The 23,516-nt window shown below is 70.3% G+C and carries 20 protein-coding genes; 8 read left to right on the forward strand and 12 right to left on the reverse strand.

Annotated elements, in window-relative coordinates:
• Window positions 1–507 precede the first annotated feature (507 nt).
• The 8 genes from dnaB to ACWIFB_RS08270 all read right to left on the reverse strand — a co-directional run bounded on the left by dnaB (window position 508) and on the right by ACWIFB_RS08270 (window position 9,254).
• Complete coding sequence (dnaB, locus tag ACWIFB_RS08235; protein ID WP_452098198.1) at window positions 508–2,334, reverse strand: replicative DNA helicase; 1,827 nt, start codon at window positions 2,332–2,334, stop codon at window positions 508–510.
• A gap of 508 nt (window positions 2,335–2,842) precedes the next feature.
• Complete coding sequence (rplI, locus tag ACWIFB_RS08240; protein ID WP_344994456.1) at window positions 2,843–3,295, reverse strand: 50S ribosomal protein L9; 453 nt, start codon at window positions 3,293–3,295, stop codon at window positions 2,843–2,845.
• Between the two features lie 111 nt (window positions 3,296–3,406).
• Window positions 3,407–3,991, reverse strand: coding sequence for a single-stranded DNA-binding protein (locus ACWIFB_RS08245; RefSeq protein WP_295648304.1), 585 nt, complete (start codon window positions 3,989–3,991; stop codon window positions 3,407–3,409).
• A gap of 105 nt (window positions 3,992–4,096) precedes the next feature.
• Entirely contained in the window at window positions 4,097–4,384 is a 288-nt protein-coding gene (rpsF, locus tag ACWIFB_RS08250) for a 30S ribosomal protein S6 (protein ID WP_230929773.1), read from the reverse strand.
• Between the two features lie 164 nt (window positions 4,385–4,548).
• On the reverse strand, window positions 4,549–4,731 hold the full coding sequence (locus ACWIFB_RS08255; protein WP_230929772.1) for a hypothetical protein: 183 nt from the start codon (window positions 4,729–4,731) through the stop codon (window positions 4,549–4,551).
• Entirely contained in the window at window positions 4,728–6,317 is a 1,590-nt protein-coding gene (locus ACWIFB_RS08260; RefSeq protein ID WP_452098200.1) for a glycosyltransferase family 87 protein, read from the reverse strand. The genes ACWIFB_RS08255 and ACWIFB_RS08260 overlap by 4 nt, the downstream gene beginning before the upstream one ends.
• A gap of 22 nt (window positions 6,318–6,339) precedes the next feature.
• Entirely contained in the window at window positions 6,340–8,637 is a 2,298-nt protein-coding gene (locus tag ACWIFB_RS08265; RefSeq protein ID WP_454057952.1) for a transglycosylase domain-containing protein, read from the reverse strand.
• A 167-nt stretch (window positions 8,638–8,804) separates the two neighbouring features.
• Entirely contained in the window at window positions 8,805–9,254 is a 450-nt protein-coding gene (locus ACWIFB_RS08270) for a DUF5318 family protein (protein WP_230929790.1), read from the reverse strand.
• A gap of 200 nt (window positions 9,255–9,454) precedes the next feature.
• Between ACWIFB_RS08270 and ACWIFB_RS08275 the strand changes: the two genes are divergently transcribed.
• The 5 genes from ACWIFB_RS08275 to ACWIFB_RS08295 all read left to right on the forward strand — a co-directional run bounded on the left by ACWIFB_RS08275 (window position 9,455) and on the right by ACWIFB_RS08295 (window position 12,635).
• Window positions 9,455–10,006 (forward strand): PadR family transcriptional regulator, encoded by a 552-nt coding sequence (locus ACWIFB_RS08275; RefSeq protein ID WP_230929769.1) that lies wholly within the window; start codon window positions 9,455–9,457, stop codon window positions 10,004–10,006.
• A complete protein-coding gene (locus ACWIFB_RS08280; RefSeq protein ID WP_454057953.1) occupies window positions 10,003–11,091 on the forward strand; it encodes an inositol-3-phosphate synthase in 1,089 nt (362 codons plus the stop codon). Before ACWIFB_RS08275 ends, ACWIFB_RS08280 begins: the two co-directional genes overlap by 4 nt.
• Window positions 11,092–11,113: 22 nt before the next feature.
• The gene (locus ACWIFB_RS08285; protein ID WP_454057954.1) at window positions 11,114–11,656 is read left to right on the forward strand and encodes a hypothetical protein; all 543 of its coding nucleotides are present in this window, start codon (window positions 11,114–11,116) and stop codon (window positions 11,654–11,656) included.
• A 105-nt stretch (window positions 11,657–11,761) separates the two neighbouring features.
• Complete coding sequence (locus ACWIFB_RS08290; RefSeq protein WP_454057955.1) at window positions 11,762–12,436, forward strand: HemK2/MTQ2 family protein methyltransferase; 675 nt, start codon at window positions 11,762–11,764, stop codon at window positions 12,434–12,436.
• The gene (locus tag ACWIFB_RS08295; protein ID WP_454057956.1) at window positions 12,420–12,635 is read left to right on the forward strand and encodes a CDGSH iron-sulfur domain-containing protein; all 216 of its coding nucleotides are present in this window, start codon (window positions 12,420–12,422) and stop codon (window positions 12,633–12,635) included. Before ACWIFB_RS08290 ends, ACWIFB_RS08295 begins: the two co-directional genes overlap by 17 nt.
• 100 nt (window positions 12,636–12,735) lie before the next feature.
• Here ACWIFB_RS08295 and ACWIFB_RS08300 read toward each other — a convergent pair whose 3' ends face one another.
• Window positions 12,736–13,716 (reverse strand): iron-containing redox enzyme family protein, encoded by a 981-nt coding sequence (locus ACWIFB_RS08300; protein ID WP_454057957.1) that lies wholly within the window; start codon window positions 13,714–13,716, stop codon window positions 12,736–12,738.
• 10 nt (window positions 13,717–13,726) lie between these two features.
• Window positions 13,727–15,007 (reverse strand): hypothetical protein, encoded by a 1,281-nt coding sequence (locus ACWIFB_RS08305; protein ID WP_454057958.1) that lies wholly within the window; start codon window positions 15,005–15,007, stop codon window positions 13,727–13,729.
• Between the two features lie 182 nt (window positions 15,008–15,189).
• Here ACWIFB_RS08305 and fdh point away from each other — a divergent pair, with 182 nt between their 5' ends.
• Genes fdh through nrfD form a run of 3 tightly spaced genes read left to right on the forward strand, consistent with a single transcriptional unit; the run spans window position 15,190 to window position 20,453 of the window.
• Window positions 15,190–18,444, forward strand: coding sequence for a formate dehydrogenase (fdh, locus tag ACWIFB_RS08310; protein ID WP_454058041.1), 3,255 nt, complete (start codon window positions 15,190–15,192; stop codon window positions 18,442–18,444).
• A 3-nt stretch (window positions 18,445–18,447) separates the two neighbouring features.
• Complete coding sequence (locus ACWIFB_RS08315) at window positions 18,448–19,437, forward strand: 4Fe-4S dicluster domain-containing protein (protein ID WP_452098205.1); 990 nt, start codon at window positions 18,448–18,450, stop codon at window positions 19,435–19,437.
• Window positions 19,437–20,453 (forward strand): NrfD/PsrC family molybdoenzyme membrane anchor subunit, encoded by a 1,017-nt coding sequence (gene nrfD, locus ACWIFB_RS08320; protein ID WP_454057959.1) that lies wholly within the window; start codon window positions 19,437–19,439, stop codon window positions 20,451–20,453. Before ACWIFB_RS08315 ends, nrfD begins: the two co-directional genes overlap by 1 nt.
• On the opposite strand, the gene selB is transcribed toward nrfD, so the two are convergent.
• Window positions 20,450–22,222: a selenocysteine-specific translation elongation factor gene (selB, locus tag ACWIFB_RS08325; RefSeq protein ID WP_454057960.1), complete on the reverse strand. Its 1,773-nt coding sequence runs from the start codon at window positions 22,220–22,222 to the stop codon at window positions 20,450–20,452. The two genes, nrfD and selB, sit on opposite strands and share 4 nt — an antisense overlap.
• Window positions 22,222–23,502: an L-seryl-tRNA(Sec) selenium transferase gene (selA, locus tag ACWIFB_RS08330; protein ID WP_452098209.1), complete on the reverse strand. Its 1,281-nt coding sequence runs from the start codon at window positions 23,500–23,502 to the stop codon at window positions 22,222–22,224. Before selA ends, selB begins: the two co-directional genes overlap by 1 nt.
• Window positions 23,503–23,516 lie beyond the last annotated feature (14 nt).

A 23,516-nucleotide genomic window follows, 5' to 3' on the forward strand; every position in this document is an offset into this window, starting at 1 on the left:
CGACTCGCTCTAATTCTTCCGGCCAGAACGCCCGATTGGTACGGCGCCGCCAAGAAGTAACCACAGAAGACCGCCACAGAGCGATCAAGTCCACAGGCGGAGCCGTCGGCGCGCATTCGACCGCGCGGATGAGCGTTGGTCTGATGTGCTCAACCCGGGTGTTTCAATGGGGTACACCCGTGCGGCACGTTTGGAGGCGCAGCATTTCCCGCTGTGTCGCAGGGTGTGTTTCACCTCTTGCGAAACAGGCGCCGCTGGGATCTAGGGGGCCAACAACCCCGTTGGTCGGCATCCCAGATGCTGCGCCCCGAATGCGCCTCGCATCGTTTGGCTCCACGATGTCCTGCCCCGCAAAGAGCCGGGCCCAGCCGCTTACTGCACTAGAAGGCAGGATCTCGCACTTTCAGGCAATTCTCAGCAGTCCCAACCAATCCCATTAAAATTGGCCCAAAATCCCAGAATCCCAAGATTTCGACCCAGAATCCCAACTTTCGCCTTGCGCGGCATTTACAGCCCCCGCGCCATGTCCACGAACCGCGAGTAGTGCAGCTGATGCGCCACCGTGATCGTGGACGTGGGGCCACCACGGTGCTTGCCCAGGATCAGGTCGGCCTCGCCGGCCCGCGGGTCATCCCGCTCGGTGGAGTCCGGGCGGTGCAGCAGCATGACGATGTCGGCGTCCTGCTCCAGCGAGCCGGACTCACGCAGATCGGAGACCTGGGGCCGCTTGTCCGTACGCTGCTCGGGGCCACGGTTCAGCTGGGAGATGGCGATCAAGGGCACGTCGATCTCCTTGGCCAGCAGCTTGAGCTGACGCGAGAACTCGGAGACCTCCTGCTGCCGCGACTCGACCTTCTTGCCCGAGGACATCAGCTGTAGGTAGTCCACCACGATCAGCCGCAGGTCGTGCTTCTGCTTGAGCCGCCGGGCCTTGGCGCGGATCTCCATCATGGTGAGGTTGGGCGAGTCGTCGATGTACAGCGGCGCCTCGGAGATCTCGCCCATCCGCCGCGCCATCCGGGTCCAGTCCTCGTCGCTCATGGTGCCCGACTTCATGTCGGACAACTTCACGCGGGCCTCGGCGCTCATGAGACGCATGACGATCTCGGTCTTGCTCATCTCCAGCGAGAACATGACCGAGGCCAGCCCGTTCTTGATGGAACACGACCGCATGATGTCCAGCCCGATGGTCGAATTGTGCGTGGGGATCCCGGTGGGGCCGGCGAGGTACAGGTGATCTGCCGCCGCCACCTCGATGCACCGGACCGGAACACTCTCCGCGCTACGTACATCGGTGATGACGCGGGTGCTGCGGCCCGAGTCGGGATGCTCGGGGATGACGATCCCGAAGTCGCACACCAGCATCAGGGTGTCGAGCGACTTGGTGGTGACCACCTGTTCGGTGCCGCCCATCTCGATACGCCACTCGTGCTCGGCATCGGCCACGATCTCCGCGCCGTCGCTGAAACGCACTGTGAAGCAGGGGCGGTCCTGCCACACCTCGGTCGCGCCGGTGACCTCGGTCGGCGTGCCGTCGACCCCCAGGACCCGATCGCCCACCGCGACCTCGCCCATCGTGGTCTCGCCGTCCGGCGTGGGCAGGACTGTGTCGAGAGCGAGGGCCTTACCGACGCCGGGTCGCGCGGCGATGATGATCATCTGTCCGCCGTGCAGACCGTTGGTGATGGAGTCGAGGTCCGCGAAGCCGGTGGGCACACCCTTGCTCAGCCCGCCGGCGGTGTGGATCGCGTCGATCTCGTCCATCGTCGGCTGCAGCAGCTCTTCGATGACCACGAAGTCCTCGGTGGTCCGGCGCTCCGTCACGTCGAAGATCTCGGCCTGCGCCCGGTCCACCACCTCGGCCACGTCGGCGCCCTCGGAGCCGGAATAGCCGTACTGCACGATCCGCGTACCGGCGTCGACGAGCCTGCGCAGCACCGCCTTCTCCGAGACGATCTGGGCGTAGTAGCCGGCGTTGGCCGCCGTGGGCACAGTCGAGATGAGGGTATGGAGGTAGGGCGCCCCGCCGGCCCGCCGCAGATCGCCGCGGCGCTCCAGCTCCGCGGCCACCGTCACCGCGTCCGCGGGCTCGCCCCGGGCGTAGAGGTCCAGGATCACGTCGTAGATCGCCTGGTGCGCCGGCTTGTAGAAGTCGTTCGGCTGGATCTCCTCCACCACATCAGCGATGGCGTCCTTACTCAGCAGCATGCCGCCGAGCACCGACTGTTCGGCGGTCAGGTCCTGCGGCGGGGTCCGCCCGAACTCTCCGCCACCGCCGCCGTCCTCGGGAGGCGGTGGCATATCGCCGGGATCGTCGTATCCCCCCTGCGCCATGACCGCTCCTCTCCGCTGTAGTGCTGATGTTGACGCCGTGCGTGGCCGTACCGCCGCTGCCGCCCGGGACACCGGCGCGCCCTCGCGACTCCTCCACTGTAGGGCACCGCTACGACACGCCCGGCTCACATCCCCCTGGGTTATCCACAGGCTTTTCCACAATCGCGAGTGCGGGGTTGTGGAGAACTGTGGATGGGCGTGAGTTATGCAGGAGCGATCTGGGCTCTGCTGTGGATAACCAGTGGAAATCGCAGGTCAGTTGGTATAAACCTGCAGGTCACCGGTATCGCCGCAGGTAGAGCGTCCGGTGGATTACTTCCGATACCACGTCACGATTGGGGACACAATGGATAACGAAAGATGAACCCGGGCAATCGTCCAGCCGACAAAACCGTAGCTTTCCTACCGAGTTATCCACAGGGCGTCCACAGCCCTTGCGTGCCTGCCGAAGTGCGAGGGCCCCGGCCGTCGTGGTGACGGCCGGGGCCCTCGGGCCTGGTCAGATCGATCAGGCGGGGACGACCTCCACCGCGACGCGCGCGGTGGTCTCGTGACCCAGGTCGACGACGACGCTGTGCGCGCCGGTCGACTTGATGTGCTCCTTGGGCATGTGCACCGAGCGCTTGTCGAGCGTGGGGCCACCGGCGGCCTTCACGGCCGAGGCGACATCGCCCGCGGTGACCGAGCCGAACAGCTTGCCGGTGTCGGAGGTCTTGACAGCGACCTTGACGTCGGCCAGTGACTCGAGCTTCTGCTTGAGCTCGTTGGCGTGGTCCGAGTCGCGCACCTCACGGGCCTCTTGGGCCCGCTTGATGGACTCGATCTGGCGCTCGGCGCCCGGGGTGGCCACGATGGCCAGCCCGCGCGGGAGCAGGAAGTTACGACCGTATCCGCCCTTGACCTCGACGATGTCGCCCGGAGCACCGAGCTTGTCGACGTCGGCGGTGAGGATCAGCTTCATGATCCGTCTACCTTTCTTCCCTCCGACGATCCGACCCGGGCCGGGTTGTCGCGAGGTCATGTCTCATGCTTGTGGGGTGGGGCGGGAAGTGCCCCTGGGAATCGACCCGATCTAAAACGGGGGCTCGTCTTCCATGCCGCCGAAGCCACCGGATCCGCCGGCCTGCGGGGCGCTGCCCCACGGGTCGTCGTTCTGCGGACGTCCCTGGCCTCCGCCATAGCCGCCCTGTGACTGGCCTCCACCGAAACCACCCTGCGGCTGGCCTCCGCCCTGGAAGCCGCCACCCTGGCCGCCCCCACCCTGGAAACCGCCACCCTGGCCGCCTTCGCGGGGGGTGCGGGTCACCTTGGCGGTGGCGTACTTCAGCGACGGACCGACCTCGTCGACCTCAACCTCATAGACGGTGCGCTTCTCGCCCTCACGCGTCTCGTACGACCGCTGCCGGAGCCGGCCGTTGACGATGACGCGCATGCCCTTCTGCAGCGACTCCGCGACGTTCTCCGCAGCCTGCCGCCAGACGTTGCAGGTAAGGAACAGGCCTTCGCCGTCCTCCCACTGGTTGGTCTGCGAATTGAAACGACGCGGCGTCGAGGCGATCCGGAAGTTCGCGACCGCAGCACCCGACGGCGTGAACCGCAGCTCGGGGTCCGCGACGATGTTTCCTACGACCGTGATCGGGGTATCGCCCTGTGCCATGCGCTTCTCCTCCGTGTAGAAGACCTGCGTGTGAAGTCCTGAGGTGGATGGTGGTCGAGGCCGACCGACCGCGCCCAGATTACCGGGCCGGTCGGACAGTCAGACTCACTTGTCGGCGCGCAGCACCTTGGTGCGGAGCACGTTCTCGTTCAGACCGAGCTGACGGTCGAGCTCCTTGACCGCGTCCGGGCTGGACTTGAGCTGCACGACGGCGTAGATGCCCTCGGACTGCTTGTTGATCTCGTAGGCGAAGCGGCGCTTGCCCCAGACATCGACCTTGTCGACCGAACCGCCCTCTTGCCGGATCACGTTCAGGAACGTATCCAGCGACGGCGCCACGGTGCGCTCGTCGAGACTCGGATCGAGGATGACCATTACTTCGTATTGACGCACGGGACCTCATCACCTCCTGTGGACTACAGATTCGGCCACGGTGTCTCCGTGGCAGGAGGGTCGTTGCGTCAGCAACCGTTCAAGGCTACCCCGTGCGGTACCGAGCGGCGAAATCCCGTTACCGCTGGCAGCGCGGACGTGGGTGCGGGTGGGCGCCCGGGAAGCTAGATGGCCATGGTCAGTGCCTGCGTCACCGGGATCACGGTGAGGAACAGGAACGCGGCGACCGTCCAGCCGATCCACACCGGCTGTCGCCAGCCCGCCCGGTAACCGCCGGCAGCGGTGACCATGCAGATGAACCCGATGAGGATGAAGGAGAACATCCAGATCATTTCGCTTGTGGTCATCGGTCGGCGTTCTCCTTCTGGGGCTTCTGCCCGGGGGTGATCGGGGCGGCCGGATCGGAGCCGACCCCGGGTGGTGTCGCGACGGGGCGATCGGTCGGGTCCGCGAGCACTCCGGCGAGCGGATCCGTCCCGTCCGGGTCGTCCCGGTGGCTCCGCCGGACCACGTCGAGGTCCGGGCGGTAGATCTCGGTGATCACCACCGCGCAGACCGCCACCACGAGCAGGCCGCGCACCAGGACGAGCACGTGGAACAGCTCGGGATCGATCCCCCGGTTGGCCACCCCGTGGAAGTACGACATGTGGGCGACCCACAGCAGGGCGTCGAACGCCATCCACGGCAGCAACAGCTTCACGCGCGGCACGGCGAGCACCGCCAGCGGGATCAACCACAGCGAGTACTGCGGGCTCCACACCTTGTTGGTGAGCAGGAAGATCGCCACGATGAGGAACGCCAGCTGCGCGACGCGCGGCGTGGTGGCCGCGGTCAGTCCGATCGCGAGTACCGCGACGCAGCCGAGCGCGAACAGCACCAGCGAGACGGTGTTCAGAGTCGCGGGCGCCTCGCCGGCGGCGCGGCCCGCGTCGAAGCCCGCCCAGCCGGTGAGCCCCTGGACCACGGCGTAAATGCTCTCAGGGTTCGCGGGCCGGTCCGAGTTGAGGCGGAAGAACTCTCGCCAGCCCTGCGGGAACGGGATCAGGATCGGCAGGTTGACCGCCAGCCAGGCGACCACCGCGGCGGCGAGCGCCTTCGCGAGTTCGACGAAACGTCGTCGCCGGATCGCCACCACGAGCAGGGCACCGAACAGGAAGAGCGGATACAGCTTGGCCGCCACGCCCAGTCCCAGCACGACGCCGGCCCAGACGGGGCGGCGGCGTGCCCACAGCAGCAAGGCGACGGAGGCCAGTGCGACGGCCATGACGTCGTAGTTGGTGAACGCCTGGAAGATCACGAGCGGGCTGGCCGCCATGAGCAGCGTGTCCCAGGGTCGGCGCCCGGCCGACCGATAGGTCGCCCACACGGCGACCATCCACATGATGGCCAGCAGCACCGCGCCCAGGACGAAGTACTTCACCACCTCGATGGGCCCACCGGGGAAGACCGCCTGCCACGCCTGCGCGCCTTGCGCGGTGACGTACTGGAACAGCCCCGAGATCACGGGGTACTCCATGAAGCGGACCTCGCCGGCATCGGTCGTCCACGTGTACTTGTAAGGGAACGCCCCCGCGCTCAGGCCCTCGGCGGAGTACAGCGGCAGCGGGTCGGCGTAGCAGGCCTTGTAGTACTGGCGTCCGTCCCACATGAGTCCGGGCTGCGACCCGTCGGTGGGGTGGGAGGTCTCCAGACAGGCGGCCTTCGAGAAGAAGCCGAACGCCAGGAAGATCACGGCGAAGAGCATGACCACGCGCAGCGGCGTCCAGAAGCGCTGGCGGCCGACCGCGGCATGCCTGCCGACCGGCCCGCCCCACGCGTCGAGAACGGTGGCCGCCGGGCCGTCACCGGGGCGGACGCGCTCCTGCGGGGACAGCGAACGGAGGTCCTCGTCGAGCGGCAGCGGAGAGAGGCGACCGTTGCTCAGCACGGCCACACTCTAGTCCACGGCGCGGGCGTCAGGCCTCGCCGCCGCCACCGCCGGTACCGCCGCCTCCGCCGGTACCGCCACCACCAGCGTTGCCTCCGCCACCGGTGTCACCGCCGGTGCCCGCCCCGCCGTCACCCGGATCTGGGGCGGTTCCGGGCTGCGCCGGCGCCGGCTGACCGCCACCGGCGCCGGGGATCACGATCTCGGGAAGTCCCGGGACCTGGATCGTCAGCGGGGGCGCCGCGGGCGCGGGCGGCTGCGGGGTGGGCTCGTCCGGGACGACGGGCGCGGGCTGGGTCTGGGTGGCCGTGGCCCCGCCGCCGCCACCGGCCGAGCTGGAGCCCGAGGACTCCCAGGAGGGTGCGCCCGCCTGGCCGCCGATCATGCCGGGTGTGGGGAACTGCTCCCAGTCGCTGCCCGACAGCGCGCCGTCCATCACGGACTTCCAGATGTCGGCGGGCAGCCCGGAGCCGTACATGGTGCCGCCGTAGGCGTTGAACAGCGGCTTGTTGTCGTCCGTACCCACCCAGACCGCCGTGGCGATGGAGGGGGTGTAGCCGACGAACCAGGCGTCCTTGTTGTAGCCAGTGTCCCCGAGCTGTGTGGTTCCGGACTTGGCGGCGGAGGGCCGACCGCCGGCCAGCGTGTGACCGTTGGAGTAGGCAGCGATCGGCGCCATCGCGGAGGTCAGGTTGTTGGCCACGTCGGCGTCGATGACCTCCTCGCCCTCCGGCGAGGAGTTGTCGAGCAGGACCTCGCCCTCGGCGGTCTCGACCCGCTCGATGAAGTGGGCCGGTCGGTAGACGCCCTCGTCGGCGAAGGTGGCCAGCGCGTTGGCCATGTCGCGCACGCGGATCGGGTACTGGCCCAGGATGATGCCGTCGTACGGGTCGCTGCCCTGCTCGGTCAGCGTCTCCCACTCGAGGCCGGGGATCTGCTTGGCGACACCGGCGCGGTGCGCGATCTCGCGGGTGTCGTTGGCGCCGTTGTCGAGCATCCGCTGGAGGCGGATGAACGAGGTGTTGAGCGACATCTTGAGGGCCTGCGCCACCGAGCACGAACCACAGGACTGGCCGCCCACGTTGGTGACGGTGACGTTGCCGGTGGTGACGGGTGCCGAGGACACCGTGGTCCCCAGACCGATGCCCTGCTCGAGGGCGGCGGCCACGCCGAAGATCTTGAAGACCGAGCCGGTCTGGAGCGGGGCGTTGGCGTAGTCCCAGCCCTCGGCCTCATCGCCGCCGTAGTAGCCGATCACGCCGCCGGTGCGGGGGTTGACCGAGACCACGGCGGTGCGGGTGTCCGCGTTCTCGCCCTGCATGTTGTTGCGGACCCCGTCGAGGACGGACTCCTGCGTTTGACGATCGATCGTGGTGACGATCTTCAGACCGCGGGTGTTGAGCATCTGCTCGTCGATACCGGCCATCGCCAGCTCGGCCAGGACCTGCCGACGGATCGGGCCGTTGCTCGGGTCGCCGACGTTCTGCTCGATGGCCTGCGGGTCCTCCACGACCTGCGGGAACACGGCGTTGGCGCGCTGCTGCGCGTCGATGGCGCCCATGTCGCGCATGCCGTCCATCACGTAGTTCCAGCGCCCCTCCGAGGCGGCGGCGTTGTTGAGCGGGTCCAACGCGGACGGCGACTGGATGACGCCGGCAAGCAGCGCACCCTCCTCAACGGTGAGGTTCTCGACGGGCTTGTTGAAGTAGGCGTTCGACGCGGCGGCGATGCCGTAGGCGCCGCGGCCGAAGTAGATGGTGTTGAGGTAGGCCTCGAGGATCTGGTCCTTCGACCACTCCTGCGTCATCTTGGCCGCGATGATGATCTCTTTGGCCTTGCGCTCGTAGGTGACCTCGTCGCCGACCATCGTGTTCTTGACGTACTGCTGAGTGATGGTGGAGCCACCGCCCGCGGTGGACTCACCGGTGACCTGCCCGATCACCGCACGGCCGATGCCGGTGGGGTCGTAGCCCTCGTTGGTGTAGAAGCTGCGGTCCTCGGCGGCGATCACCGCGTTGCGCACGTGCACGGGGATCATGTCGATGTTGACGAGCGTGCGATTGCCCTCCGGCGGCACGATGCGGCCGATGAGCGTGGTGCCGTCGCTCTCGTAGATCTCGGAGATCTGGTTGGTGGCGACGCTGCCGGGGCGCGGCACGTCGGTGCGGGAGTAGGCCACCCCCACGATCACCGCCGGGATGACCAGGACGACGACGACGAGGAGGATCAGAGTCGTCCAGACAGGGTGACGACGGGCCCAGCCGCGCCGCGCGGAATCGTCGTGATCCCCGTCAGCGCTGCGGTCCTTCTGATCACTTCGCGACATCATCTATCCTCCTGCGAGCAGGTCCGACCCGTCCGGGCGACCCCCGGTGGCGGTGCTCTGGCCTCCATTGTGTACGACAAACGGCTCATCGAAGAACCGTCGCACGTCACAGGACATTCCCGAGGGGTCGACGAAAGCCGTCGCGCGGCGACTCGTCGAATCGGGACTCAGGGGCGGCGGCGCAGCTCCCGGGCGGCCCGGCGGGTCCGTCTGCCCGTGCCCTCCGGCAGGCCCACCTCGTACGAGAGCACCAGGTGATTCCACGAGCAGCTACGGCACACCTCCACCACGTGGACGGTGAATTGGTCGTGGGTCAGGGCAAGTTGCTCGATCTCCTCGTCGCTGCGGGCCGAGCCCGAGGAGGAGCCGAGGTCGTCGCCGAACACCCACGACACCTCCGTGAGGTTCTCCTTGCGGCACACCGGGCAGACGGTCTCGGTGGTCTCGCCGTGGAACCCGGCCGCGCGCTGGAGGTACACGTCCGCGTCGCACACCTCGCGCAGCGACAGCCCGCCCGCCTGCAGTTCGGCCAGCACGCCCCGTCGGCGCAGCGCGAAGTCCACCACCCGTCGACGCCGGAGCGCCGCACGGCCGGCGGGATCCTCCGTCCCCGGCACGGGGCCGGGTCGCGGGTCGCGGAAGTCGGCCTGGTCCACGAGGCCAGCCTACGACCCCGGGCCCGGACCCGGCGCGGACCGGGCGGACTCGTCGAGGCGATACCACAGCGGGTTATATCGGTTCGATACATCACGGGGTGTAGCATCGATCGACGTCGCAGGCGGACACCCGCAGGCGAGAACACGAAAGGAGGAGATGGGTGCTCGAACTCGCCATTCTGGGCCTGCTCGACGAGCGGCCGATGCACGGCTACGAGCTGCGTAAGCGACTGTCCGAGATGCTCGGCACGGTCCGCACCGTCTCCTTCGGTTCGTTGTATCCGACCCTGCGCCGCCTCCAGCAGCAGGGCGACATCGTCGAGGACGCCTCGGCCGCCACGGTCACGCGCCCACCCGCCACCGCGCGGCGCGGGCGCAAGACCTACCGCATCACCACGCGGGGCAAGGACTCCCTGGCAGCGCTGCTCGACGAGCCCGGCACGGCGTCGTTCACCGACGACGGCTTCGGGGTGCACCTGGCCTTCTTCGACCGCACGCCCGGACCCGCACGGGTGCGCCTGCTCGAGGGCCGGCGCCGGGTGTTGGAGGAACGACGCGAGGGCCAGCGCGACGCCGCCGCACGCACCGGCCCCACCGAACTGCGCTACGCCCGGCAGCTCACCCTGCTCGGCCTCGAGACCAGCGAACGCGAGCTGCGGTGGATCAACGAACTCATCCAGACAGAGAACCCATCACAAGGAGAACCCCAATGACCGACCAGAAGGTGCGCGTCGCGATCGTCGGCGTCGGCAACTGCGCGTCCTCGCTCGTGCAGGGCGTGGAGTACTACAAGGACGCGGCGGTCGACTCGACCGTCCCCGGCCTCATGCACGTCAAGTTCGGCGACTACCACGTCAACGACGTCGAGTTCGTCGCCGCGTTCGACGTGGACGGCAAGAAGGTCGGCATGGACCTCGCGGAGGCCATCGGAGCCTCCGAGAACAACACCATGAAGCTCTGCGACGTGCCGCCCACCGGCGTGTCCGTCCAGCGCGGCCCGACCCTCGACGGCCTGGGCAAGTACTACCGCGAGACCATCGAGGAGTCCCCCGCCGAGGCTGTCGACGTGGTGCAGGCGCTCAAGGACGCCCGCGTCGACGTGGTGGTGTCCTACCTGCCCGTCGGCTCCGAGGAGGCCGACAAGTTTTACGCGCAGTGCTGCATCGACGCCGATGTCGCCTTCGTCAACGCCCTGCCCGTGTTCATCGCCTCGGACCCCGAGTGGGCCGAGAAGTTCCGCGCCGCGGGCGTCCCGATCGTCGGTGACGACATCAAGTCGCAGGTCGGCGCCACCATCACCCACCGCGTGATGGCGAAGCTGTTCGAGGACCGCGGCGTCGCGCTGGACCGCACCTACCAGCTCAACGTCGGCGGCAACATGGACTTCAAGAACATGCTCGAGCGGGAGCGTCTCGAGTCCAAGAAGGTCTCCAAGACCCAGGCCGTGACCTCCAACCTCGAGGGCTCCCTCAAGGGCAAGATCCACGACCGCAACGTGCACATCGGCCCGTCGGACCACGTCGAGTGGCTGGACGACCGCAAGTGGGCGTACGTTCGTCTCGAGGGACGCGCCTTCGGTGACGCGCCGCTGAACCTCGAGTACAAGCTCGAGGTGTGGGACTCCCCCAACTCGGCCGGCATCATCATCGACGCCGTCCGCGCGGCCAAGATCGCCAAGGACCGCGGCATCGGCGGACCGATCCTGCCCGCCTCGGCCTACCTGATGAAGTCGCCGCCGGAGCAGATGCCGGACGACAAGGCCCGCGCCGAGCTCGAGGCCTTCATCATCGGGGCCTGACCCGCGAGAGAAATCGGAACACATGAACCACACCGCGACGAACCGCCCGCACACCACCACGGGACGTCGCCGTGTCCCGGCCGTCATCGCACTCGCGGTGGCGGCCGGGCTCGCGCTCGCCGCCTGCTCCGCCGACCCGGTGGACGACCCGGACACCTCGCCGACGGGGTCGACGACGACGGTGTCGTCGTCGTCCTCCCCCACCACCTCGACCCCCGCGGCGACGGCCGATCCCGTCTCGGCGCCGGCCACCACCACGACCCCCGCGCCCGCCCCGGCCCCCGCGCCCGAGCTGCCCGCCAACGTCGTGAGCACCGGCGGGCCCTGCCACATGGTGGGCGAGGTCGCCCAGGCCGAGGACGGCTCGCCGCTGTTCTGCACCGAGGACCCCCTCGCCGGGCCGCTGTGGCAGCCCGCGGGCGGAGTCGAGGCAGGCATCGGGCAGGCGCGGCCCGGCGGCCCGTGTTCGCAGGAGGGTATCGCCGTGCCTGGGCCCGAGGGCACCATCCTCACCTGCGCCCTCACCGGCGGCGGCGACGTGCCCGGCGGGTTGTACTGGAAGTAGGCGCCGAGACCCGTCGGCGCGTGCGCCGGCCCGTGCCGTCCGGTTGCGGCACCGCGGGGGTCGGGATTGACTCGTGGCCTCACCCGCGATCCGACCGGAGGCGAGATGGCAGCACCACTACGCAGCACCATTCCCCTGCAGGTGACCGACGGTGTCTATGCGCCGCAGGAGGACTCCTGGCTGCTGAGCGGCGTGCTCGAGGCCAGCGGGCTGGCCGAGGGGCGGCGTGTCCTCGACATCTGCACCGGCAGCGGGGTGCTCGCACTCGAGGCCGCCAGGCTGGGGGCCCGGGAGGTCCTCGCGTTTGACCTGTCTCCCGCCGCGGTGGAGTGTGCCTCCGGCAACGCGGCGGCCAGCGGGCTCCCCGTCGAGGTCCGGCTCGGCACGCTGCAGGACGCCGCGCAGCACGGGCCCTTCGACCTCGTGGTGACCAACCCGCCCTACGTGCCGTCGACGCTGCCGCCGGCCGGGACCGGACCCGACCGCGCGTGGGACGCCGGGGCCGACGGTCGGGTGGTGCTCGACGAACTCTGCGCCCTCGCGCCGGGGCTGATCGCGCCCGGGGGCGCCCTGCTGCTCGTCCAGTCGGAGTTCTCCGCGCCCCAGCAGACCGTGCAGATGCTCACCGACTCGGGCTTCATCGCCCACACCGCGGCCCGCCAGATGATCGACTTCGGTCCGGTGATGACCGCGCGGGCCGGCGAGCTCGAGGCGTCCGGCCTGCTCGAGCCCGGCCGGCGGACGGAGGAGCTGGTGGTGATCCGTGCCCACCGCGTCTGACCGCGAGCCCCGGGTCGTCCGCGTGGTGCCGGGCGGGCCCGTCCTCGTGGAGGGCCCCGTGGAGATCGTCACCCCCGACGGCGAATGTGTGAGCTCGGACCGCTTCATGGTGGCGGTCTGCGCGTGCCGACGCAGCCGGAACTACCCGCTGTGCGACACCAGTCATCGCAAGAAGGTCCGGCCCACGGACGACCACTGAGCGCCGGTCAGGCGGCGGTTCGAGTTCGGTCGGGCCGCGGCCGGGCGGCGGTCGCGTTTCCACGGGCCGCGGTCGGGAGGCGACCCGAGTCCAGCCTGGCTCAGGCCACCAGCGACGATTCCCCGCGCCGCCACGCCGCAACCAACCGGTCACCCGCGAGGTCGTCGAGATACGCGAGTGACCGCATCCCGAATACCACGTCGGCGGCCAGCTCGGGCTCCCGGCGGAGCAGGTCCCCGATCACGTCGTGTCGCATGACCTGCTCGTGCACGGCGTCGGCCTCGACGTGCTCTGCGTAGAAGTGCACGCACTCCTCTGGCGCCTCCAGACGCCGCAACCCCGCGACGAACCGGGCCGACCCGGGTGACGACGTGATCTCGATGGCCGCGAAGTGCCCGAGCGTCGCGCCCCGCCTCGAGCGGTGCAGGCCGAGCAGCGACATGAGGTTGACGGTCGCAAGCGTCTCGGCGGGCACCCGGTCGAGATATGCGAGATAGGTCGGGTCGAGGTCCGCGGCCGTCATGAGGTCCGCCCACAGCTGCTGGTGCACGCGGTCGCCGCGCCCACCGCCGTATTCGTCGAACTCCACGGCGACGAATACCGCCTTGGCCTGCCCCTGGATCCGCGGGATCGCCCAGGCGTGGGGATCGCCCTCCTTGAGGTGGTAGAGCGAGCGGTGCGCGAAGTACTCCCGCATCTGGTCCCAGGTCCCCTCGTCCTTCAGGAACCAGGACGGCCCCGTCCCCGAGGTGGTCTCCACGGACAACGCGTCCATCTCGGCGACCGGATCGTCACCCGGCTCGACGTTGTCGCGGAGATACGCGAGGAAGCGCGCCTCCAGCGCGGCACGCAGCCGCAGCAGTTCCGGGTCCCACTCGAGCCCGGCGTCCACGCCGGCGAAACCTCGGTAGTGCAGCTCGTAGAGCGTCTGCAAGGCGAGTTGAAGATCCCGACCCATCGGATCGGAGGACACCACCGGCAGCGCCGAGGTGTCGCCGGAGGACAGCGCCGCGACGACCGCGTCCGACAGCTCGCCGCAAGCTTCCGGCAACGTCGGGGCGGAGACGGTCATGATGGTCATGGCTCCTTGTCTACCCCCTCCGCCGGTCGTCCTCCACCGCGTCGCGACCGCCGTCATCGCTCCCGCCGTCGCGGCCCCGGGCTTCGTCGTCGCTCCCGCCGTCGTCGTGTTCGCGCTCGATCCGCTCCTGCTCCTGCTGTTCGCGTCGGTCGGATTCGCGCTTGGCGTAGTTGTCGAACATCTTGCGTCTCTCATGCCACCTCAAGCTGTAGGTGGCCTCGCGGACGGAGTCCTCGTTGTCGAAGTTCGAGCCGAGTGCGCCGGCGAACGCACCGAGGCAGCTGGAGAGCCAGGCGAGGTGGACGTAGTCCATCAGCCGCACGGGCCTGCCGAGCTGGTTCTGCAGGTAGTCAGCGTCCATCACCGCGAGCGCGAGCAGGAACATCGCCGCCAGCAAACCGACGTACATGATGCCCACGCCGGTCCCGACGGTGAGGACCGTGGCGGCGTTGTCCATCCGCCGGTTAGCCGGGGTGACCTCGTCGTCGCCCGAGTTCCACAGGCCGTTGCGCAGGATGAGCCAGGTCACGAGTGTGAGAACACTCAACAGGCTGATGAGGAGCAGGCGGAGTGGATGCAGCTCCACGGCCAGCGAGGCGATGCTGCCGTAGAAGATGCCGAAGGCACCGGAGCCCGCGCCGGCCGCGACCACACCGGACAGCGCCGTCATCATGCGCGCGGGCCTGTTGTTGAGCACCATGCCCCCCAGCAGGCGCATCTCGGAACCGAAGCCGCGCTGCTCGGGGGGCGGGAGGTCATCGGTGCCGGGCGCACCCAGCTCGTCCCGATGGATACCGGAACTCACCAGCCGCAGGGCGAGCTTCCGTAACCTCGACCGCACCCGGAACGCGCCGAGCACCGGCATGCTCACCAGCGCCGCGGCGGTGGAGCCGCTGACGTCGTAGAGCAGCGGAATCCCCTGAGGGCGGGTGGGGAGATCTGCCAGATACAGCACGAAGTCCCAGTCATGTTCCTGCAGCAACCGGGGCGCGTGGTCGGTGAGACGAATCTCACCGTCGGGCCCGAGCGGGAGCGTCTCCTGGCCGGACTCCACCCGCCACCGGCCCCCGAGCTCCCGGGTCAGGTCGTCAGCGAGCTCGTCCGCGATCGCCGCCGCCACCATGCTGGGCATTCCTGGATCGGCCATGAGTCCGACGGTTGCGAGGCTCTCCTCCCCACTGTTCCGCCTGGCCTTGGCCGCGGCGGCCGCCTGTTCGCCCGGAGGCGGCACCCCGGCCACCTCGTCCTCGCTGCCCGTCTTGTCTCCGTCAGTCGGTCTAAGGTCGTCCACCCCCTCCATCATGCTGCCGATTGCCCACAACGGAACCGGTTGCGACTGGATGATCGGTCAAACGGTTGCGGTAGCTGGCGTGACTGGCGTTACATGGGCGGTGGTCAACGAGTCTGGAGGTGTCGATGTCGCCGCACGAGCCCCACTCCCCGCCCCAGCCGGGGCGTCCGTCCCGGCCGACACTGGCGCGGCGGGGCGCCCCGCAGAACTGGCCCGTCTGGCGCCAGCTCACCGGCGGCGACCTCCTCGGGCGGGGCGCGGCCACCCGGTCCCGACGCCACCTCGAGATCACCCCACGTACCGCCACCGCCGACGCAGTGGTCAAGAGCGTGTGTCCGTTCTGTGCGGTCGGCTGCGCGCAGAACGTCTACGTCAAGGACGGGCGGGTCATCCAGATCGAGGGCGACGACGACAGCCCCGTCTCCCGCGGCCGCCTCTGCCCCAAGGGATCGGCGAGCAAGCAGCTCGTAACCAATCCCGGCCGGATCACCACCGTGCTGCACCGCAAGCCGTACGCCACCGAGTGGGAGGAACTCGACCTCGACACCGCGCTGGAGATGGTCGCGGACCGCGTGCTCGACTCCCGTGAGCGGTTCTGGGAGGAAACCGACGCGAACGGCGACACCGTCCGGCGTACCCGCGGGGTCGCCAGCCTCGGCGGGGCGACGCTGGACAACGAGGAAAACTACCTCATGAAGAAGCTCTACACGGCGCTCGGCGCCATCGAGGTGGAGAACCAGGCCCGCATTTGACACTCCTCCACCGTTCCCGGTCTGGGAACCTCATTCGGGCGTGGTGGTGCCACGAACTACCAGCAGGATCTCGCGAATTCCGACTGCATAGTCATCCAGGGTTCCAACATGGCCGAGGCCCATCCCGTCGGCTTCCAGTGGGTGATGGAGGCCCAGCGTCGGGGCGCCACGGTGATCCACGTCGACCCCCGGTTCACGCGGACCAGCGCCAAGGCCGACCTGCACGTCCCGATCCGCGCAGGCGCCGACATCGCGTTCCTCGGCGGGCTCATCAACTACGTCCTCACCCACGACGCGTGGTTCCACGAGTACGTAGTCGCGTACACGAACGCGCCGATGCTCATCGACGAGGAGTTCCTCGACACCGAGGACCTGGCCGGGGTGTTCTCCGGCTTCGATGACGAGGGCAACCAGTACGAGGTCGACTCGTGGCAGTACGAGGGCGCGCACGACCAGCGACCGCACGAGAGCGGCGGCGCCGACGACGGCACCGAGCAGAACCCCACCGAGGTCGCGGGATCCGGTGGCGCCCGGGGGTCCTCGACCACCGCCGCCCCGCCGCGGGACGACACGTTGCAGGATCCCCGCTGCGTCTTCCAGATCCTCAAGCGGCACTTCAGCCGCTACACGCCGGAGATGGTGGAGCGCACCTGCGGTGTGTCCGCCGACGACTTCCTTCGTGTGGCCCGGACGTTGGCGGAGAACTCCGGCCGCGACCGCACCTCGGCGTTCTGCTACGCGGTCGGCTGGACCCAGCACACGGTCGGTGTGCAGTACATCCGCACCGCGTCGATCCTCCAGCTACTCCTGGGCAACATCGGGCGGCCCGGGGGCGGGATCATGGCGCTGCGCGGGCACGCCAGCATCCAGGGCTCCACCGACATCCCGACCCTGTACGACCTGCTGCCCGGCTACCTGCCGACCCCCAACGCCTCGCACCACCACGACCTCGACTCCTACGTGGGCACCGATGCGGAGGCCAAGGGCTTTTGGGGCAATATGCGGTCGTACACCGTGAGCCTGCTCAAGGCGTGGTGGGGCGACGCGGCGACCGCGGAGAATGACTACTGCTTCGGCCACCTGCCGCGCCTCACCGGCAAACACGACTCGACCTCGACGGTGCAGCGACAGATCGACGAGGGCGGTGGCGGCTACTTCCTCGTCGGCGAGAACCCGGCCGTGGGCACGGCCAACGGCCGGATGCAGCGCGCCGGCCTGGCGAATCTCGACTGGCTCGTGGTGCGGGACCTGGTGATGATCGAGAGCGCCGACTTCTGGAAGTCCGGCCCCGAGATCGAGACCGGAGAGATGCGCACCGAGGACATCGGTACCGAGGTGTTCTTCTTCCCCGCCGCCAACCACGTGGAGAAGAAGGGCTCGTTCACCAATACCCAACGCATGCTGCAGTGGCGCCATCAGGCGGTCGAGCCGCCCGGGGACGCCCGCAGCGAGTTGTGGTTCTACTTCCACCTGGGCCGCATACTCAAGGAGCGGCTGGCCGACTCCACCGACCCGCGGGACCGGGCCCTGCAGGACCTCACGTGGGACTACCCCATGGAACACGGCACCGACGAGCCCGACGCCGAGTCGGTGCTGGCCGAGATCAACGGCCGCCGCGCCGACGGCGAGCCGCTGTCGACGTACACCCAGCTCGCCGACGACGGCTCCACCCGCTGCGGCTGCTGGATCTACTGCGGCGTGTACGCCGACGGCGTCAACCAGGCCGCGCGCCGCAAGCCGCGGCACGAACAGAACGAGTTGGCCCTGGAGTGGGGCTGGGCATGGCCGGCCAACCGGCGGATCCTCTACAACCGCGCCTCCGCCGACCCCGAGGGGCGGCCGTGGAGCGAGCGCAAGGCGCTACTGCGATGGGACCCGGACGCCGACGACGGCGCCGGCCGATGGGTCGGCGACGACGTGCCCGACTTCGAGGCGGGCAAGGCGCCCGACTACGAGCCGCCGGAGGGCGCGGTCGCGGAGGCCGCCATCGGCGGCGCGGAGCCGTTCATCATGCAGGACGACGGTCGCGGCTGGCTCTACGCGCCCCGGGGTTTGGCGGACGGGCCGATGCCCGCGCACTACGAACCTCCAGAGTCACCCACCCGCAACCCGATCTACCCCGAGCAGAACTCCAACCCCGCCGGGCATTCGCGGCCCGGCCCGTACAACATGACCCAACCGGGCCACGGAGAGCCGGGCAGCGAGGTGTTCCCCTACGTCTTCGGCACCTACCGCCTCACCGAACACCACACCGCCGGGGCGATGAGCCGGACGCTGCCGTACCTGTCCGAACTGCAGCCGGAGTTCTTCTGTGAGGTCAGCCCCGAGCTGGCCGCCGAGCGGGGCCTGGAGAACGGCGGCTGGGCCACCATCGTCACTTCACGCTCGGCTATCGAGGCGCGGGTGCTGGTGACGCGCCGGATGCGACCACTCCTCATCGACGGCGCCACGCTCCACCAGATCGGCCTGCCCTACCACTGGGGCGGCAACGGCGTGAGCATCGGCGACCCGGCCAACGACCTGCTGCCGCAGAACCTCGACCCCAACGTGTCGATCCCGGCGACCAAGGCCACGAGTTGTGACATCGTCGCGGGACGACGTCCGCGCGGCCCCGCGCTCCTCGAGTTCGTCGAGGGTTATCGTCGCCGAGCGGGAATCCGCACCGAACCGGGAACGGAGAGCTGATCCATGTCCGCCTTCCTGTCCGACCTCGGACGGTCCTTCTTCGGTGACGTCGACCCCGCCGTCGACGGCGGCTACGAGGACCCGCCGCCGCGCAAGGGCTTCTTCACCGACACCTCGGTGTGCATCGGCTGCAAGGCCTGCGAGGTGGCGTGCAAGGAGTGGAACCTCATCCCCGAGGACGGCCTCGAGCTCACCGGGAACTCGTACGACAACACCGGCTCACTCGGCTCGTCCACGTGGCGGCACGTGGCGTTCATCGAGCAGGAGGTGCCGGCCCGCCTGGCCGCGGCGAGCCCGGCTCCCGATACCGGGACCGGCGCCGGGCTCGGGGCCGCGCCCCCGGTCGATCTGGGCCTGCCCACGTCGACCCTGCCCGGAGACACTGCAGACGCTGGGGACGCCACCGACTTCCGGTGGCTCATGGAGTCGGACGTGTGCAAGCACTGCACTCACGCGGCGTGCCTCGACGTGTGTCCGACCGGCGCGCTCGCGCACACCGAGTTCGGCACCGTCGTGGTGCAGAACGACATCTGCAACGGCTGCGGCTACTGCGTCTCCGCCTGCCCGTACGGGGTCATCGAGCGACGCCCCGGCCCCGCGGGCGACCCCGCCGTGGGGATCGCCCAGAAGTGCACCCTCTGCTACGACCGGCTCACCGAGGGGATGACCCCCGCGTGCGCCAAGGCCTGCCCCACCGACTCGATCCAGTTCGGTGACCTCGATGAACTACGCGAGCGGGCCGTCGGGCGTCTGGACCAGCTCGTCGAGGCCGGGGAACCCCGCGCCCAGCTGTACGGCCACGACGCCCGCAACGGCGTCGGCGGCACCGGGGCGTTCTTCCTGCTCCTCGACGACCCCGAGGTGTACGGTCTGCCGCCGGATCCCGTGGTGACCACGCGTCACGCCCCGGCGATGTGGCGACAGGCCGCGCTCGCCGCCGCGACACTGCTCGGCGGCGCGGTGGTCGCCTTCGCCGCCGGGGGACGACCCTGATGACCGACTCTGAACAGCGTTCGCGTACCCGCCGGCGTCGCCGCGGGGGGCGCGAGCAGCTCATGGTCCCGGAGGCGGAGTTCCAGTCCTACTACGGCAAGCCCATCGTCAAGGCCCCGCCGTGGGAGGCCGACATCCCCGCCTACCTGTTCCTCGGCGGCCTCGCGGCGGGGTCCTCGCTGCTCGCCGCGGGTGCGGATCTCGCCGGACTCCCCGCGCAGCGGCGTTCCGCGCGGGTGGTGGCGCTGGGCGGCATCACGGCCAGCCTGTACTTTCTCGTCAACGACCTGGGTCGCCCGGAGCGCTTCCACCACATGTTGCGGGTGTTCAAGCCGACCTCGCCGATGAGCGTGGGGACCTGGATCCTGTCCGCCTACGGGCCGTTCGTCGGCCTCGCCCTCGGCCGCGAGGTCGTCCCCCTGCTCCCTGGACGACTCGCCGGGGTGCTGCCGATCGGCCTCATCGACCGCGCGTCCAGGCCCGCCGGGATCGTCGCCGCCGCCATCGCGCCGGCCGTCGCCTCCTACACGGCGGTCCTCCTCACCGACACCGCCGTGCCGAGCTGGCACGAGGCCCGTCACGAACTGCCCTTCGTCTTTGTCGGCAGCGCCGCCGCCGCGTCCGGGGGCGTCGGCATGCTCCTCAACCCACTGCACGAGACCGGGCCCGCGCGCCGCCTCGCGGTCGGCGGCGCCCTGCTGGAACTCGGCGCCGAGCAGTTCATGCAGCGCTCGATGGGGATCACCGCGGAGCCACTCCACCGGGGCCGAGCCGGCAGATACCACGCCGCCGCCCGGGCGCTCACCATCGTCGGAGCGGTCGGCGCGGTCCTCGGCAGACGCAGCCGCGTGGCCTCGGCCATCTCGGGTCTCGCACTGGCGGCCGGCTCTGCGTCCACCCGGTGGGCCGTGTTCCACGCCGGCATGGAGTCGACCAAGGACCCGAAGTACACCGTCGTGCCACAGCGACAGCGTCGCGACGCCCGGGGCGGTGGCGAAGCGTTCAGTGAGGTCTAGTCCACCACGTGCCCGTCATCGCCGACCCGGCGGCTGAGCCCCTCCTCGGCGAGCTTCTCGAGTAGAGGCATCACGACGCGTCGCGAGGTGCCCAGGTGCGTGCGGGCGGTACTCGGCGTGAACGGCTGGGGCAGGCGCCGTAGCTCGGCGACCGCGGCCTCCGTGGCGTCGGGCCCGAGCCACACGCCAGGCCCGATCCGGCTGAGCAGGCCCGCGCGCACGCACGCCGCCAGTTCCCGCGTATACAGGCCGAGTCCGGCGAGCTCGTCGGCGCTCGGGGCGTCGAACGGTCGCGCCGCGAACCGCTCGGTCAGCCCGGCGACCGCGGTCCGGACGTGCTCGGGCAGCCCCGGACCGCCGCCACCGGTGACGACACGGCCGCCGTCCGTCCGCAGACCCGACGCGGCAGGATGTGCGAGCACCACCGTCAGCAGCCGCGCGTCGGGCAGGTCGAGGGCGCGGCGGGCCGCTTCGGTGGGCAGCCCGGGGTCGAGCGGATCGCGTCGGTCGTGGTCCTCGACCGCGGAGACGAGGCGCTCCACCAGGCCGGGGAGGGCGTCGCGGTCGAGGAGCCAGCCGCCGATCTCGTCGGCCGCCGGCACGTCGGCGACGCCGAACGCCCGTAGGTCGTCGACGTGCGCGACGCCGCGTCGACGCAGCTCGGACCCCAGATCGGGCTCCTCGGGGGTGGCGGCGAGCACCTCCGCCCGGCGCCGAGCCGCTCCGCGTCGGCTCAGCTCCGGAGGCGCGGGATCGAGGACGACCGCACCCGCCGGGATTCGCTCGGCACCGGGCTCGCGCAGGATCAGCCGGTCGCCCACGCGCAGCGGCAGCGGCTCGGCGAGGGCGAGTCGTGCGTGTCGCGCGTCCAGCGGGCGGACGTGTGCCGTCACGGCCGCGGAGCCGCAGTGCACCGTCACCTGCCCGGGCAGGTCGGCGGCGTCGGCGCCGGGGTCCACGCGCACGTCCGGGGTGGACGACGGACGCCACCGGCCGGGCGTGAGCAGAGCGGTCCCGCGGGGCACGTCGTCTGCGGCCACGCCGCGTAGATTGACGGCCACCCGCGCCACCGCCGCGACCTCGTCGCGCGCCTCCCCCAGCGACTGCAGGCCGCGCACCGCGATGGCCGGCCCCCCGGGTCCGACCTCCAGCGCGTCGCCGGTGCGCACCGTCCCGGCGGGAAGGGTGCCGGTGACGACGGTGCCGGAGCCTCCGATGGTGAACGACCGGTCCACCCACAGACGGACGTCCGCCTCCCGGTCGGGCTCGGGCAGTGCGGCGCCCAGGCGGACCAGTTCCGCACGCAACTCGTCGAGGCCGGCGCCGGTGACCGCGGAGACGCACACCGCCGGTATGTCGGCAAGCGGGGTGCCGGCCATCGCGGTGCGCGCCTCGGCCAGCGCGAGGTCGGGTTCCAGGAGGTCGCTGCGGGTGACGACGACGACGCCGTGCCGCACGCCCAGCGCCACGAGCGCGTCGAGGTGCTCGGCGGATTGCGGCATCCAGCCGTCGTCGGCGGCCACCACGAAGAGCACCGCCGGCACCGGGCCGATCCCGGCGAGCATGTTCGGCATGAACCGGCGGTGGCCGGGGACGTCGACGAACGCGACGGTCCGCCCGTCGTCGAGCGTGGCGGAGACGTACCCGAGGTCGATGGTCAGCCCGCGCCGCCGCTCCTCCGCCCAGCGGTCGGGTTCCTCACCGGTGAGCGCCCGCAGCAGGGTCGACTTGCCGTGGTCCACGTGGCCGGCGGTCGCCACCACGAACATCAGGCGCGCTCCCGGGCCGCGATCACCAGTCGGAGCAGTTCGGGATCGTCCGAGGTGGGCAGCGCCCGGAGATCGAGCAGGCACCGCCCCTCGGTGACGCGTCCCAGTACGGCGGGTCGTCCCGCGCGCAGGGCGTCGGCGAAGCGCTCCGGCAGAGCCACCGCCGCGCTCGGCAGGTCGACACCCGGCGCGCCCCCGCCCCCGACCGCCGCGACCGAGCGGACGGCCTCGGCCGGCACCCCGGCGGAGGTGAGGTCGTCGGCGAGGCGCCGCGCCCGCTCGAGAAGACCGCCCGCGTCGGCCTCGAGTCCCTCGATGACCGGCGGGCGCGGTCCGCGGAGCGTGGCCTCGAGCGCGGCGAGCGTGAGCTTGTCCACGCGCAAGGCCCGGGCGAGCGGGTGACGGCGCAGCCGCTGCACGAGGTCGGCGGCCCCGCCCAGGATCCCGGCCTGCGGTCCGCCGAGGAGCTTGTCGCCGCTGGAGGTCACCAGGTCGGCACCCGCGGCGAGCATCGTCGCCATATCGGGCTCGTCGGGGAGCACCGGGTGCGGGGCGAGCAGGCCGGACCCGATGTCCACCACCAGTGGCACGCCGTGGCCGGCGAGCTGCGCGGCCGGCACGACCGAGGTGAAGCCGCTGACGAGGAAGTTCGAGGGGTGGACCTTGAGCACGAAGGCCGTGGTCTCGTCGATCGCGGCGAGGTAGTCCTCGACGCGGACGCGGTTGGTGGTGCCCACCTCCCGCAGCCGGGTGCCGGTGGACTCGAGAAGCTCGGGCAGGCGGAAGCCGTCGCCGATCTCGATCATCTCCCCGCGCGAGATCACCACCGTGCGCCCCGGGCCGCCCAGCGCGGTGACGGCGAGGGCGAGCGCCGCCGCACCATTGTTGACGACGTGGACGTCACCCGCTGTCGGCACCGCGTCACGCAGCGCGTCCAGCGCACCCCGGCCCCGGCGACCCCGCCGTCCGGTGGCCAGGTCCAGCTCGACGTCGTTGGTGCCGGCGGCCTCGCCGAGCGCACGCACGGCGGCCGCCGACAGGGGCGCCCGGCCGAGGTTGGTGTGCAGCAGCACCCCGGTCGCGTTGAGGACGCGGCTGAGCGAGACCGGCGCCGACGGCAGGCCGGCCAGCACGGCGTCGACGATCTCGTCCGCGGGCAGATCGCCGGCACGTGCCCGGCCCTGCGCGTCCCGGATCCGTGCCTTGACCAGCTCGCGGCCCAGCCCGGCGAGCGAGTCGGCCAGGCGCGGGTCGCGGAGCACGGCATCGGTGGAGGGCACGCGCCGGCGGGGAT

It is taken from the genome of Dietzia sp. NPDC055340 (assembly GCF_053645335.1).